We start from the raw sequence: 13,308 nt of genomic DNA on the forward strand, positions 1-13,308 counted from the left end.
AGTGCCCAGCGTCAGCACGGTCAGGGCGGCAAGCACGGTGCGGTCCATGCCCCACCGCCGAGACAGCAGGTGGACGAAGGGGAGACGAGGGCGAAGGTGAAGACCGGCAGTGCACCCAGCGCCCCGAGGGCGGTGGGCCCTGCGCCCGTCTCATCTCCGATGGTCTCCAGCAGCGGCCCGACGGCGCTGATGGCGGGCCGCAGGTTTGCCGCGGCCACGAAGACGAGAGTCGCAAGTGCAAGGTGTGATGATGCTCTGCTCCCTGACAACAGCCCCTCCATATATGTGGCGTAGGCCACAGTCTTGTGGAGAGGCTGCCGTCCGGCCCTGTGAGTCCCACTGAATGAGTCCGTGCCAAGCAGAACTGTGCCCTGTGTCACATGATGGCTGAACAAGGACGAGTCAGCTGCACCCACAGGAGGCACACACCGTGGCACCCGAAACATCATCCCGGCGAAGGCCGACCTCTGGTCGGTCCTGGGGCTCGCCCGTTCTGGGCCTCACCGGGATCCTGGCCTTCCTGGCGATCTGGGAACTGTTTCCCAGACTAGGCCTCGCTGACAGCCGCTATCTGCCTCCCGCCAGCGAAGTGCTGATGACAGCGGCGGGCAATCTGGCCGACCTCGGCTTCTGGGCCTCCGTCGGCGTGACGATGCAGGCCTGGGCGATAGGCCTCTTCATCGCCACGGCAGTAAGCACCATTCTCGGCCTCGTGATCGGCATGAGCAGCTTCCTGCGCCGCTACACCCACTCGACCATCGAGTTCCTGCGGCCCATCCCTTCCGTGGCACTGATCCCATTGGCGGTGCTGCTCTTCGGCATCGGCCTGGACTCCGCTCTGCTGCTCATCGTCTACGCCTGCTTCTGGCAGGTCCTGATTCAGGTCCTCTACGGGGTCGGCGACATCGACACGGTGGCGATGAACACCGCACAGTCCTACCGGTTCAGCTACTGGCAGCGCATCCGTGACGTCGTCATCCCGACGATGCTTCCCTATCTGATGACCGGACTGCGGCTGGCCGCGGCTGTCGCACTGATCCTCGCGATCACCGCTGGCCTGGTGATCGGCACCCCGGGGCTGGGCAGCGACATCGCGCTGTCGCAGCAGGGAGGTGCCATCACCAACATGTACGCCCTCATCCTGGCGACGGGGGCACTGGGCGTCGTGATCAACTTCGGTGCACGTCTCGTGGAGCGCCGCGTCCTGTCATGGCACACATCCGTCCGAGGGGAGCTCGCATCATGAGAATCTTCAAGCGCTATATCTCGCCGGTCCTGGCGCTCTTTGCCCTTCCGGTGCTGCTGATCGCGGCGTGGTGGGCGTACGCCACCACCAGCCCGAGCTTCTTCGTGCCCGAGCCCATTCCGCTCGCTGAGACGTTCGTCGACACCTGGATCACCGGCGAGCGTCTCACCCGGGATGTCCTTCCCAGCCTCCAGCGACTCCTCATCGGCCTGGCCCTCGCCCTGATCCTCGGGGTGGTGCTCGGACTGCTCATCGGTCTCAACCGCGTGATCCGGCAGCTCACCGAGCCCGTGTTCGAGTTCTTCCGGGCCCTTCCCCGCCGGTGCTGATCCCCGTCCTGATGCTCCTCATCGGAGTCGGCGCCCCCATGCAGGTCGCGGTGATCGTCTCGGGCTGCATCTGGCCGATCCTCCTCAACACCATCGAGGGCGTCCGGGCCATCGACCCCGTCCAGTCCGAAACATCACGCAGCTACGGACTGAGCGGCTTCAACCGTGTCAGGTACCAGCTGCTTCCGGCGGCCGCCCCAACGATCATGGCCGGTGTTCGCCAGAGCCTGTCGATCGGCCTGATCCTCATGGTCATCTCCGAGATGTTCGCCACGTCCTCCGGACTCGGATTCACCATTGTGCAGTTCCAGCGCTCCTTCGCGATCTCCGAGATGTGGTCCGGGATCGTAGTCCTGGGACTCATCGGCGTGACCCTGTCCTTCATCTTCCGATTTGTAGAGCAGCGCCTCCTGCGCTGGTACCACGGCCTGAAAGAGGTAGAAAATGCAGCCTGACACCGCCGCCCAGCTCCCCGAGGGCAAGACCCTCCCCGACGATCAGACCCTGCTGAGGATTCGGGGACTCAAGAAGACCTACCGGTCCGATGCCGGACCCATCGAAGCTGTCCGCAGCATCACCTTCGACCTGGCCCGCGGCGACCTCGCCTGCCTCGTGGGGCCCTCAGGCTCAGGCAAGACCACGCTGCTCAAGTGCATCGCCGGGCTCCTGGAGCCCACAGACGGCGAAGTGATCCTCCACGGCGAGCCGGTTCACGGACCTCCCAAGAACATGGCCGTCGTATTCCAGGAGTATGGCCGGTCCCTCTTCCCGTGGCTTCGGGTCGATTCCAATGTGGAGCTGCCGCTGAAGAATGCCGGTGTGCCCAAGAGCGAGCGCAAGAAGCTGGTGGAGGACGCTCTGGAAGCCGTGGGGCTCAGCCACGTGCCCCGGTCATACCCCTGGCAGCTCTCCGGGGGCATGCAGCAGCGTGTGGCGATCGCCCGGGCGATCGCCTATCAGCCCGAAGTCCTCCTGATGGACGAGCCGTTCGCGGCTGTCGACGCTCAGACCCGTGCCGACCTTGAGGATCTGATCCGCAAGCTCTGGATGGAGCACGGGCTGACGATCCTCTTCATCACCCACGACATCGACGAATCCGTGTACCTGGGGCAGCGGGTCCTGATGCTCTCCTCCTCGCCGACCGTGGTGCAGGACGACATCGACATTGACCTGCCCCGCGAGCGCACCCAGCTCGAAACACGATCGGAGCAGCGCTTCACGGAGCTCCGCCACCACGTGTACCAGCAGATCCAGAAGGCTAAGCACGACGCCAGCGCCTCATCGGCCTGAAATCCACGAGAAAGGGAAACACACCATGTCACATCGCTCACTCCAGGACGTCCTTGACGGGGCCGACAGCACCGTCGACCTGCTCCGAAACTCACAGCTCGGGGCCTACGTCTACCCCGTCGTCCCCACTGAGTTCTCCAACTGGCGCACCGAGCAGAAGGCCTGGCGCGAGGCGGCGGTGCTCTTCGACCAGTCCCACCACATGGACAACCTGTTCATCACGGGGCCTGACGCGCTGAAGCTCATCTCGGACACAGCCATCAACTCGGTGGCCAACTTCGAGGTCAATAAGGCCAAGCAGTACGTGCCGACCACTCCCTCGGGACACGTCATCGGCGACGGCATCATGTTCCGCCTGGCCGAGGAGGAGTTCGTCTACGTCGGGCGCAGCCCCGCAGCGAACTGGCTCCTATACCACGCCGAGACCGGCGGCTACAACGTCGAGGTCGAGGTGGACCGACGCTCGCCCTCCCACCCGATGGGACGCCCTGTCTCGCGCCGGTACTACAGGTTCCAGATCCAGGGCCCGAACGCCTGGAAGGTCATCGAGAAGCTGCACGGCGGCCCCTCGAGCAGCTGAAGTTCTTCAACATGTCCTCCATGAACATCGGAGGCAAAGAGGTCCGCACCCTCCGGCACGGAATGGCCGGAGCTCCAGGCCTGGAGCTGTGGGGGCCCTACGAGGACTACTTCGAGATCCGCGACACGATCCTTGAGGCTAGGCGCCGAGTTCGGGATGCTGCCTGTGGGTTCGCGAACCTACTCCTCCAACACCATCGAGTCCGGATGGATCCCATCACCGCTGCTTACCATCTACACCGGCGAAGAGCTGCGCGGCTACCGCGAGTGGCTCGGCGCCGACAGCTACGAGGCTGTCAACGCGCTCGCGGGCAGCTTTGTGGGCGGCTCGATCGAGGACTACTACCTCACGCCATGGGAGCTGGGCTATGGCGGCTTTGTGCGGTTCGACCACGACTTCATCGGTCGTGAGGCGCTCGAGCAGGTGGACCCGGCGACCCAGAAGCGCAAAGTGACGCTGGCCTGGAACGCAGAGGACATGAAGAAGATCTGGGGCTCACTCGTCGATGTGGACGGCCCGCAGTACAAGTACTTCGACCTCCCCATGGCCCAGTACGGCTCGTCCAACTACGATGCCGTCCTCGACGCAGAGGGAACCACCGTGGGTGTGTCGATGTTCACCGGCTACACCGCCAATGACCGGACGGTGCTCTCGCTGGCCACCGTCGATGCCAATGTGCCTGAGGGTGCTGAGGTCAAGGTCCTGTGGGGCGAGCCCGGCGGAGGAACCTCAAAGCCCACCGTTGAGCCGCACGAGCAGATTGAGGTGCGGGCTGTGGTCAGCCCTGTGCCCTACTCGTTGGTTGCGCGCAAGGAGTACGCAGGAGGCTGGCGGACCAGCCAGTCCTAGGCTGAAGCCACAAAGAAGGGAGGGGCCCGGATCGGGCTCCTCCTTCTTTGTGCGCGCGAACGACCAGTCGCGCAGCGAGTACTCGTTGAAGAGCTCCTCGATGTCGATCGGCTCGGGGATGATGTCGCTGTCCGCAGAGATGTCGTTGATCTGCTGGAGCGAGTCCTCGTTGACTGCTGCCGGGTAGTGCGCCAGCGTCAGCTCCTCGAGCACCTGCTCATCGCTGTCCATGTAGGTGGGCAGCGTCTCGCGGACCACATCGTGATTCTCATCGGCGAACGTCTGGGCCTCACCCATCGCCTCTGTGAAGGCCTCGGTGATCTCAGGGTTCTCCTCTGCATATGTCCCAGCGGTGAACCACACGGCCACGGTGAGGTCCTCAATCGGGTTGGCATAGTTGGAGAAGACTGACCGTGCACCGTCGTTCCTGGTGATGGTCTGGAACGGCTCCACGGACGCGGCCGCGTCCACCTGGCCGGACTCCAGCGCGGTAGGCATGTCCGGGAACGGCATCTCGACGAAGTCGATGGCGTCAGAGTTCCCGCCTGCCTGCTCCACCGCTTCGCTGATCGTGGAGTCCGAGATGTTGCTGAGCGTGTTCACCGCGATGGATGCGCCCTCCAGGTCTTCGATCTCCTCGATGTCGGAGTCCTCAGAGACGACGACCGAAGCGAAGTCCTCATCCGGATCGCCGGTGGTTGCGCTGCCGCTTATGAGAATGTCGATGTCCAGTCCCTGGGCGTGAGCGATGACCAGCGAGGTGACGTTGCTGAACCCGAAGTCCATGTCTCCGCCGGTGACGGCGGGCAGCAGGGCAGCGCCGCCCTGGGCCTGCGTGATGGTGACGTCCAGGCCGTGGTCCTCGAAGATGCCCTCTTCCACGCCGACATAGAGCGGCGCGGTGTCGACGATGGGCAGTGCGCCGACTTCGATGGGAGTGAGCTCGCCGTCGTCGCCGGGCTCAGCGCCGCCCTCGGCGTCGCCGTCGCCGTTGCAGGCGCTGAGGGTCAGCGCTGCGATGCCTGCGGTGAGCAGCATGGTCTGGCGGGCGGGTGCCCACCGTCGGGTGGAATCGGTCCTAAGCATGGGGTTCCTCTCGTGCGGTGTACTCGTGTGTGAGTCATATCACACTCGCTGATCTCGTCCGCGGAGCAAAATCGGGTCCCATCCAATGGGCTGATCTACGCAGCGGCAGCTGCGGCGGGTCGTGACGGAGGAAGGTGATAGGACCGCAGGTGCTTGAGATGCTCCGCGCCGCTGCCTGCAGCGAGCTCACGTAGAGGCCGAGCTTCGAATCGTCGCTCGGGACCACCAGCGTCAGTGCGGCCACCGCGCTGGCATGCTCATCGATCACGGGTGCGGAGATTCCCATCGTGCCGGTGTGGATGGCCTCGTTGATGCGTGAGAATCCGCGTCTGCGTGTATCGGCAAGCTCCGAGCGCAGCTGCGGGCGCTCGGAGGCGATGCGGTGCTGCTGCTGCCGGATGACTGACTCGGCGGTCTCTCGGGGGAGTAGGCGAGCAGCACGTGCCCCATGGAGGTCAGGTGGACTGGCATGTGAGTGCCCACTTCCGCGGGGTTGGTGACGGCGCCGGTGCGAGACAGGCGTTCGACGATCAGCACCTGAGCGTCCTCGAGGACGGCGAGCTGTACGGTCTGCCCGACGAGGCTGTTGAGCTCCTGCATCTGGGGCAGGGCGGCCTGGCGAAGCATGGCTGCCAGGGGGTGTGCTGCGCCATGCCCCAGATCCGCCTGCCCAGGGTCACCTCGCCCCGGGCGTCCCGCTGGAGGAGCCCCCTGCGCGCCAGATCATCGATCAGACGGTATGCGGTGCTCTTGGGGAGCCCGGTCTGGCGGGCCAGCTGCCCGGCAGGCAGGTGCTGCTCCATCTCCACGATGCTGAGTATGCGCATGACGCGGTCGAGGACAGCTTCGCCTGAGGCTGAGTTCGCCATTTCTTCGTCCTTCCGCTGAGGGGTGCTGGTCACGCTCCCTCATAGTGTGATACGAGTCACAGACACCGCCAAACTATGCGGCCAAATGGTCGCGTTATCCCGGTGAATGGGAGAAACTCTGACGGAGGCGACGAGTGAGGGCATCATCTGTGTGATGCAGGGCACACAAGTCCCGCTCAAGGGTAGAAGGAGTGTTTGATGGCACGATCACTGGCGACGAACGAGGACGAGCGGCGCACGCTTCACACCCTGGCGCACAATCTCAGCTACGAAGTGATGCCGTTCAAGACGGCGGTGGAGAAGGTGCGGGCCCACGTACCCACAGAGGTCCCGCTCACTGTCACCGCCACCGGGGCAAAGGCCTCGAGCCCACGCTGGACGTCTCCGCGCAGCTGGCCGGAAGCGGCTATTCCGTGGCACCCCACGTGCCGGCGAGGCTGGTCTCCGGACCCGACGAGCTCAACACCATCGTCGAGCGGCTCGAGGCGGCCGGAATCGATCGCCTCTTCGTCATCGGCGGCGACGCTGAGGAGCCTGCGGGGAGTTCCACGAGGCTCTCGACCTGCTCCGAGCGCTCGACGAGAGAGGTCACCACTTCGTCGACATCGGCATCGGCGGCTACCCGAGGGACACGCCTTCTTCGACGATGCGGTGATCGGCGAAGCCCTGCGCCGAAAGGCCGCGCACTCCCACAGGATCCTGACGCAGATCTGCTTCGACCCCGACGCCTACATCAAGTGGGGCACCCAGCTGCGGCAGGAGGGCGTGGATCTTCCCGTCTACGCCGGTGTGCCCGGTCCCGTGAGCCGCCAGAAGCTGATGCGCATCTCGGCCAGCCTCGGGCTGGGACCCTCGGCAAACTTCCTCAAGAAGCAGCAGAACATGCTCTGGAAGTTCTTCACCCTCCGGATACCGGCCGACGGCGCTTCTGCGGGGCTGGTGCAGAAGCTGCACACCGCGGACACCCGCATCGCCGGTCTCCACATCTACACGTTCAATGATCTCGAGCGGACCGAGGCGTGGCGGCAGGAGCTGCTCGCACAGGCCCGCGGCTGATCTCGGCACCATCGTCAAAGGAATCCTGATATGACAGAAGCGTCCCCCGTGAGAGTTCGGCACCCTGGCGATGGTCCAGGCGGCCTCAGACCCGTCCCTGCAGGACGTCGGCCGCCTCATCGTCCAGGGCACGGACAGCCCTGGGCTCGTCGCAGCGATCAGCGGCACCCTGGCCGAGCACGGAGCCAACATCGCAAGTCTCGACCAGCACACCTCGGACCCCAGCGGCGGACGCTTCTTCCAGCGCACCGTCTTCACCCTGGACAGCCTCTCGGCTCATGCTCCGCAGCTGCGGGAGGCACTGGAGAAGAAGCTGGAGGGCTTCGATGTGCAGCTGCGCCTGACGGAGGCCCGCCGCCTCAAGAGGGTTGCGGTGTTCGCCTCCAAGACCGATCACTGCCTGCTGGACCTGCTCTGGCGTCAGCGCCGCGGGGACCTCGACGTGAACATCACCATGGTCATCTCCAATCACCCGGATCACAGCGAGGATGTCAGAGCCTTCGGGATTCCCTACTTCTACATTCCGGTGGACAAGGATCGCAGGGAGGAGGCCGAGGCGCGCCACCTGGAGCTGCTGCGCGACAACGTGGATCTCGTCGTCCTGGCCCGGTACATGCAGATCCTCAGTGAGCGCTTCATCGAGGAGGTCGGCGTCCCGGTGATCAACATCCACCACTCGTTCCTGCTTGCGTTCATCGGCGCGGGACCGTACCGCAAGGCCAAGGAGCGGGAGTGAAGCTGATCGGCGCCACGGCCCACTACGTCACCAAAGACTTGGACGAGGGGCCGATCATCTCCCAGGACGTGGTCAGCGTGACCCATCGGGAGACGGCCGATGACCTGAGGCGGCGCGGAGCCGATGTCGAGCGGCGCGTGCTCTCCTCAGCGGTGGAGGCGCACTGCCAGGACCGTGTCCTGCGCGACGGCAACGCCACCATCGTCTTCTGAGCTCGCTGCAGCGTCCCGTCTCGGGTACAGTTATTCGCTGTGCCTTCGGCACGCTGTACACACATTGAGGCGAGGAGCGGGCAGCTCAGCTGCGACGCTCCGTCATCGACTAAGCATAAGGACTCTCATGGCTGACAAACTCCTCCTGCGCGCAGAGGTGCGCACCGAATTCGGCAAGGGCGCCGCCCGCCGAGCCCGCCGCGCGAACCAGATCCCCGCAGTCATCTACGGCCACGGCGACGAGCCGCGCCACGTCCTCCTCGAGGGCCACGCCACGATGCTGGCAGTCCGCAACCCCAACGCTCTGATCACCCTCGACATCGAGGGTGAGGACCAGATGGTGGTTCCGAAGGACATCCAGCGTGAGGCGCTTCGCCCCTTCATCGTCCACATGGACCTTCTCGCGGTGCGAAAGGGCGAGAGGATCGTCGTCGATGTCCCCGTCGAGGTCATCGGTGAGCCCGCACAGGGCCTCGAGCACATGCTCGACCAGGTCACCGTGCCTGTTGAGGCGGATGCCACGGCGCTGCCCGAGTCCGTCAGCATCGACATCACCGACCGCGACGAGAACGCTCTGCCCGAGCACCTCATCCTGCCTGCTTACTCCGAGCTGCAGCTCGACGACATGGAATCTCCCATCGTCACCATCTACGAGCCGCAGGAGCAGGACACTGAGTCCGACACCGAGACGACCGGCGATGAGCCCCAGGAGGGTGACGAAACCTCTGAGGGTGACGCCGGCGAGGAAGACGCCGACGACTCCGAGTGAGTCTTCGGCAGCCTGACTGAATGGCGTCAGAAGCCTGGCTGATAGCGGGCCTCGGGAACCCCGGGGCCCGCTATCAGCGTACCCGGCACAATGTCGGGCAGATGGTCCTCGATGAGCTTCTCGACCGGCTCGGCGCGTCCTACAGCCGCACCAAAGTAGGTGCCAAGGCAGTAGGTGCGCAGCTGCCGGACGGCCCGAAGCTGGTCTTCGCCGTCAGCGAGGGCTACATGAACGAGTCGGGGAAGCCCCTGCGCGGACTGATGGACTATTTCAAAGTGGATCCGCATCGGCTGGTCGTCGTGCATGACGAGGTCGACCTGCCCTTCGGCCGCCTGAAGCTCAAGCGCGGCGGCTCCGAGGGCGGTCACAACGGTCTGAAGTCCATCACGCAGCATCTGGGCGGAAACAGAGACTACATCCGAGTGCGGGCAGGAGTCGGCCGCCCCCGGGCCAGATGGACACGGCTGCCTACGTTCTGCAGCCCTTCAGCGCGGACGAGGGGCGAGACCTCCCGAGTTCGTGTCCCGCACGGCAGACTCGGTCGAAGCGATCGTCACCGAGGGCCTCGACCGGGCCATGAACAGCTTCCACTAGGTCAGGCCGCGAGGGCGCCCGGCTCTGTCCGCCATGGCGGACGAAAGCCGGGATCGCGGGCCTCAGGGCTGGGATTCGATATACTTGGCGACCTCTTTTGCCTGAATCTCCACAAACCGGCCCACGTAGGGCTCCGCTGCGGACTTCACCTTCCCGCCGATGAGCGGGATCTTCACGGTCACGTCGCCGCGGACCACAGACTTGGTCTCCTGATCGCCACGTGCGTGGAGGGTCTGGGAGGCGTTCCCGGTGACCGGCACACCCGCGATCTCCACAGTGGTGTCCGCCCGCCGGGACCCTGATTCGTCCGGTGCGCCCCACGTGTCGGTCACGGTGACTTTCACGGTGCCCCGCGCACCACCTTCTTTGCGATCTCCGGGAGCTTGTCGGTGCTCATCGCCTGCTGCGTGATGACGGTGAACCCTGACTCGGGGATCCCTGCACGTCGAAGGAGGTCAGTTCGGAGCCGAACTTCTTGGAGAGGTGCTCCTGGAACCCTCGGCTTGCGTACGCGCCGACGATTTCGGAGGCAGAGTGCGGGATGATCTTCTCAGCTTCGATGGCCATGCCCTCATCCTAACCAGCTGGTGCGACGGCGCTCTGGCTCATGTATACAACTTTCGTATAGCAACGTAGGATCGGCATAGTGACTCTTCTGAACCTCATCTTCCTCGTGGGCGGCTTCGCCCTTCTCGTTGCGGGAGGCGAAGCCCTGGTCCGCGGTGCCGCGTCGATCGGCAAGAACTTCGGCCTCTCGTCGCTGATCATCGGGCTCACGATCGTCGCCTTCGCCACCTCGGCGCCCGAGCTGGCCGTGAGTCTGAGCTCCGCGGCGGCAGGCTCACCCGGGCTGGCCGTAGGGAATGTGGTCGGGAGCAACATTGCCAACATCCTGTTCGTCATGGGGCTCACCGCTGTCTTCGGCGCTCTCTTCGTGAAGATTCAGCTGATCAAGGCCGATATACCCGTCATGATCGGCTTCTCCGTCCTCGCCCTGATTCTCGCTCTTGACGGCGGCTTCAGCTTCGTCGACGGCGCCATTCTCTTTGCCGGGCTGCTGGTCTACCTGGTGGCCACCCTCTTCTTCGCGCGTCGCAGCGGCTCCTCGGCCGACGAGATGGGGTCGACGACGTCTTGGCCGAGGGAAGCGCCGGACGTGTGACAGCGTGGCTGCGCGCCACCAAGCTGCGCGCCACGACCGTAGATATCCTTCTGATCGCCGTGGGCATCGCGCTGCTCGTCGGGGGCGCCCAGATGCTGGTGGTCGCGGCCACCGGCATCGCGACGGCTTTGGGCGTCTCAGACCTGATCATCGGTTTGACCATTGTGGCCATCGGCACCTCTCTTCCGGAGCTGGCCACAAGCGTCATCGCCGCAATCCGGGGCGAACGGGACATGGCGGTCGGCAACCTGGTCGGCTCGAACATCTTCAACATCGGCGCCGTGCTCGGCCTGACCGCCCTCGCTTCCCCTGCGGGGGTGCAGGTGGATCCCGCAGCGATCAACTTCGACATACCCGTGATGCTCGCGGTGGCGCTGGTGCTCGTTCCGCTGGCTTTCACCTCAGGCGCCATCCGGCGATGGGAAGGCCTGCTTCTGTTCATGATGTACGTGGCCTACGTCGTGTACCTCGTCCTGTCTGCAGCCCAGCACGCCGCGCTCGAGCCCTTCAGCGCTACGATGCTGTGGTTCGTGCTGCCCATCACAGCTCTCTGGGTGCTCTCGCTGGCTGCCTATGAGATGGGGTCCAGCCACAGGGAGAAGTACGACGAGCCTGAGGCGTTTGAGGAGTTTGAGGATTTCTACACCTCGCCCAAACCCGTGATCCTCTCCTCGGACGCCGACTCCGTGCGCGAGAAGCAGCCCTGACGAGCACCGTCGACTGCACCGAATACGTGTGGGGCCGCCCGGGAACTCCCCGGGCGGCCCCACACGTCGGTCCTCTCACGCGTCAGGCGAGCGATCAGAAGGTAGGCAGCACCTCGCCGTCGGTCCAGTTCTCCTCGATGTAGTCACGGACCTCATCGGAGGTGAGCAGGTCCTGGAGAGCCTGGACGCTCTCATCGTCCTCGTGCTCGGTGCGCACCGCCAGGAAGTTCGCGTGGGGTTATCGTCGCCGTCCTCGACCAGCAATCCGTCCTCGGTGGGGAGAGGTCCGCCTCGAGCGCGTTGTTGCCGTTGATCACCGCTGCATCCACGTCGTCCAAGGTGCGGGTGAGAGCAGCCGCATCAGCTTCGATGAACTCGAAGCTGCTGGGGTTCTCCGTGATGTCGTTGAGCGTCAGAGCCTGGGCGTCAACATCCTCATCGATCTCGATGAGACCCGCCTCGGCCAGGAGCACAAGCCCGCGGGCCTGATTCGAGGGGTCGTTGTTCAGTGCAATCGTTGCGCCTTCGGGCAGATCGGCCGTGTCATCGTGCTGGCTGGAGTACAGCGCGAACGGCTCGATGTGCACGCCGTCGAAGTGAACGATGTCGTAGCCGTTCTCCTCGACCTCTGCGTCGAACCAGGGCTCGTGCTGGAAGTAGTTGGCGTCCAGGTCGCCGTTGTCCAACGCCTCATTGGGGAGGTTGTAGTCGTCGAACTCCTGAACCTCAATGCTCAGGCTGGCCTCCTCGGCAAGCTCATCGTCGATGAACTGCAGGATGTCGGCATGGGGCACAGGAGAGGCCCTGACTGTCAGCTCGACGGTGCCGTCCTCGGCCTCCTCGCCGGCGGGCTCGCCGGTCTCGCCCTCGTCGCCGCAGGCGGAGAGCATCAGTGCTGCAGCAGCGGCTGCGGCGACTGAGAGGTTGAGCGGGGTGTGCTTCATAGGGGTTCCTTTCGGTGGTGGGCAGCGCACAGCTCAGTGCGCTGCAGGTTCATGGGTGGGCGGGAGCAGCCCTGGGGCGCGCTCAGCGGCGGTCTAGGCGGCGTGCGGCGTAGTTGCCGCTGTACTGCACTGCGGTGACGATGAGCACCAGCAGCAGCACGCACACGAGCATGACGTCGCCCTGATAGCGCTGATAGCCGTAGTTGATGGCCAGCTGCCCGAGGCCGCCGCCGCCCACGGCTCCGGCCATGGCGGTGAAGCTGATCAGCGTCACGGAGGTGATCGTCAGCCCCCGATGATCCCGGGCAGGGCTTCGCGCAGAAGCACCTGGATCGCAACCCGCAGATCGGAGGCACCCATCATGCGCACGGCTTCGACCTTGCCCCAGGAGACCTCGCGCAGAGCGTTCTCCACCATGCGCGCGAAGAAGGGAATGGCTCCGACGGTCAGCGGCACGACGGCCGCCTCCCATCCCACGGCGGTGCCCACAATCATCCGCGTCACGGGAATCATCCAGACCATCAGCACGATGAACGGCACCGACCGGCCGAAGTCGACGACCAATGACAGCACGCGGTAGAGCAGCGCCATTGGCCGCAGACCCTTGGGGCCGGAGTTGTGCAGCAGCAGGCCCAGCGGGAGCCCCACCAGGACGGTGACAAGAACCGTGGTCCCCGTCATGTAGAGCGTCTCAAGGATGGCGTCCCCGAGCTGGTTCTGAAAGACCGGGTTGTCCAGCCAGCGGGCCTCATCAGCGGCGAGCATCGGTGGCCTCCTGGTCAGCGTCGTGGTCCTCGCGCGCAGCGGCGTCCGCGGCCAGCAGCTCGGCAGTCGTGAGCTCGGCGTGCAGTCCGGCGCCGCTGAGGACCTCCACAGCAC

At 64.9% G+C, this 13,308-nt stretch carries 13 protein-coding genes and 6 pseudogenes; 11 read left to right on the top strand and 8 right to left on the bottom strand.

The annotated features are described in order from the left end of the window. Positions 1–20 precede the first annotated feature (20 nt). Positions 21–299 carry a hypothetical protein gene (locus tag K0H76_RS09010; protein WP_258935198.1) on the bottom strand — a complete coding sequence of 93 codons (279 nt, stop codon included), beginning with the start codon at positions 297–299 and terminating at the stop codon, positions 21–23. A 131-nt stretch (positions 300–430) separates the two neighbouring features. Between K0H76_RS09010 and K0H76_RS09015 the strand changes: the two genes are divergently transcribed. From K0H76_RS09015 to K0H76_RS09030, 4 genes and pseudogenes are all read left to right on the top strand, one after another. Beyond that, positions 431–1,246: an ABC transporter permease gene (locus tag K0H76_RS09015; protein ID WP_258935199.1), complete on the top strand. Its 816-nt coding sequence runs from the start codon at positions 431–433 to the stop codon at positions 1,244–1,246. Beyond that, positions 1,243–2,030, top strand: a pseudogene (locus K0H76_RS09020) (ABC transporter permease subunit). The gene K0H76_RS09015 and the pseudogene K0H76_RS09020 overlap by 4 nt, the downstream one beginning before the upstream one ends. Further along, positions 2,020–2,865 carry an ABC transporter ATP-binding protein gene (locus tag K0H76_RS09025; protein WP_146338989.1) on the top strand — a complete coding sequence of 282 codons (846 nt, stop codon included), beginning with the start codon at positions 2,020–2,022 and terminating at the stop codon, positions 2,863–2,865. Before K0H76_RS09020 ends, K0H76_RS09025 begins: the two are co-directional and overlap by 11 nt. Before the next feature lie 25 nt (positions 2,866–2,890). After that, positions 2,891–4,294 (top strand): annotated as a pseudogene (locus K0H76_RS09030) (aminomethyl transferase family protein). On the opposite strand, the gene K0H76_RS09035 reads toward K0H76_RS09030, so the two are convergent. Together K0H76_RS09035 and K0H76_RS09040 are read right to left on the bottom strand one after the other, a co-directional pair. Next, a complete protein-coding gene (locus K0H76_RS09035; RefSeq protein ID WP_258935200.1) occupies positions 4,175–5,380 on the bottom strand; it encodes an ABC transporter substrate-binding protein in 1,206 nt (401 codons plus the stop codon). The pseudogene K0H76_RS09030 and the gene K0H76_RS09035 overlap by 120 nt on opposite strands. Positions 5,381–5,644: 264 nt before the next feature. Further along, on the bottom strand, positions 5,645–6,007 hold the full coding sequence (locus K0H76_RS09040; protein WP_258935201.1) for a hypothetical protein: 363 nt from the start codon (positions 6,005–6,007) through the stop codon (positions 5,645–5,647). 14 nt (positions 6,008–6,021) lie between these two features. Here K0H76_RS09040 and K0H76_RS09045 point away from each other — a divergent pair, with 14 nt between their 5' ends. The 5 genes and pseudogenes from K0H76_RS09045 to pth all read left to right on the top strand — a co-directional run bounded on the left by K0H76_RS09045 (position 6,022) and on the right by pth (position 9,616). Then, on the top strand, positions 6,022–6,234 hold the full coding sequence (locus tag K0H76_RS09045; RefSeq protein ID WP_258935202.1) for a hypothetical protein: 213 nt from the start codon (positions 6,022–6,024) through the stop codon (positions 6,232–6,234). A 213-nt stretch (positions 6,235–6,447) separates the two neighbouring features. Further along, positions 6,448–7,305 carry a methylenetetrahydrofolate reductase gene (locus K0H76_RS09050; RefSeq protein ID WP_258935203.1) on the top strand — a complete coding sequence of 286 codons (858 nt, stop codon included), beginning with the start codon at positions 6,448–6,450 and terminating at the stop codon, positions 7,303–7,305. Between the two features lie 70 nt (positions 7,306–7,375). Next, positions 7,376–8,253, top strand: a pseudogene (gene purU / locus K0H76_RS09055) (formyltetrahydrofolate deformylase). Positions 8,254–8,380: 127 nt separating this feature from the next. Next, the gene (locus K0H76_RS09060; protein WP_258935204.1) at positions 8,381–9,022 is read left to right on the top strand and encodes a 50S ribosomal protein L25/general stress protein Ctc; all 642 of its coding nucleotides are present in this window, start codon (positions 8,381–8,383) and stop codon (positions 9,020–9,022) included. 20 nt (positions 9,023–9,042) lie between these two features. Further along, a pseudogene (gene pth / locus K0H76_RS09065) lies at positions 9,043–9,616 on the top strand (aminoacyl-tRNA hydrolase). A gap of 62 nt (positions 9,617–9,678) precedes the next feature. On the opposite strand, the gene K0H76_RS09070 reads toward pth, so the two are convergent. Both K0H76_RS09070 and K0H76_RS09075 read right to left on the bottom strand, forming a co-directional pair. Beyond that, positions 9,679–9,960 (bottom strand): DUF2505 domain-containing protein, encoded by a 282-nt coding sequence (locus K0H76_RS09070; protein WP_258935205.1) that lies wholly within the window; start codon positions 9,958–9,960, stop codon positions 9,679–9,681. Between the two features lie 49 nt (positions 9,961–10,009). Beyond that, a complete protein-coding gene (locus tag K0H76_RS09075) occupies positions 10,010–10,183 on the bottom strand; it encodes a hypothetical protein (protein ID WP_258935206.1) in 174 nt (57 codons plus the stop codon). Between the two features lie 79 nt (positions 10,184–10,262). On the opposite strand from K0H76_RS09075, the gene K0H76_RS09080 reads away from it, so the two are divergent. Together K0H76_RS09080 and K0H76_RS09085 are read left to right on the top strand one after the other, a co-directional pair. Beyond that, entirely contained in the window at positions 10,263–10,778 is a 516-nt protein-coding gene (locus K0H76_RS09080) for a hypothetical protein (RefSeq protein WP_258935207.1), read from the top strand. Beyond that, positions 10,775–11,485 (top strand): hypothetical protein, encoded by a 711-nt coding sequence (locus K0H76_RS09085; protein ID WP_258935208.1) that lies wholly within the window; start codon positions 10,775–10,777, stop codon positions 11,483–11,485. Before K0H76_RS09080 ends, K0H76_RS09085 begins: the two co-directional genes overlap by 4 nt. Positions 11,486–11,579: 94 nt before the next feature. On the opposite strand, the pseudogene K0H76_RS09090 reads toward K0H76_RS09085, so the two are convergent. The 3 genes and pseudogenes from K0H76_RS09090 to K0H76_RS09100 all read right to left on the bottom strand — a co-directional run bounded on the left by K0H76_RS09090 (position 11,580) and on the right by K0H76_RS09100 (position 13,303). Beyond that, positions 11,580–12,429 (bottom strand): annotated as a pseudogene (locus tag K0H76_RS09090) (MetQ/NlpA family ABC transporter substrate-binding protein). An 82-nt stretch (positions 12,430–12,511) separates the two neighbouring features. Then, positions 12,512–13,194 (bottom strand): annotated as a pseudogene (locus K0H76_RS09095) (ABC transporter permease). Then, positions 13,181–13,303, bottom strand: coding sequence for a hypothetical protein (locus K0H76_RS09100; protein WP_258935534.1), 123 nt, complete (start codon positions 13,301–13,303; stop codon positions 13,181–13,183). Before K0H76_RS09100 ends, K0H76_RS09095 begins: the two are co-directional and overlap by 14 nt. Positions 13,304–13,308 lie beyond the last annotated feature (5 nt).

The organism is Nesterenkonia pannonica (genome assembly GCF_019575955.1).
Lineage (GTDB): Bacteria > Actinomycetota > Actinomycetes > Actinomycetales > Micrococcaceae > Nesterenkonia > Nesterenkonia pannonica.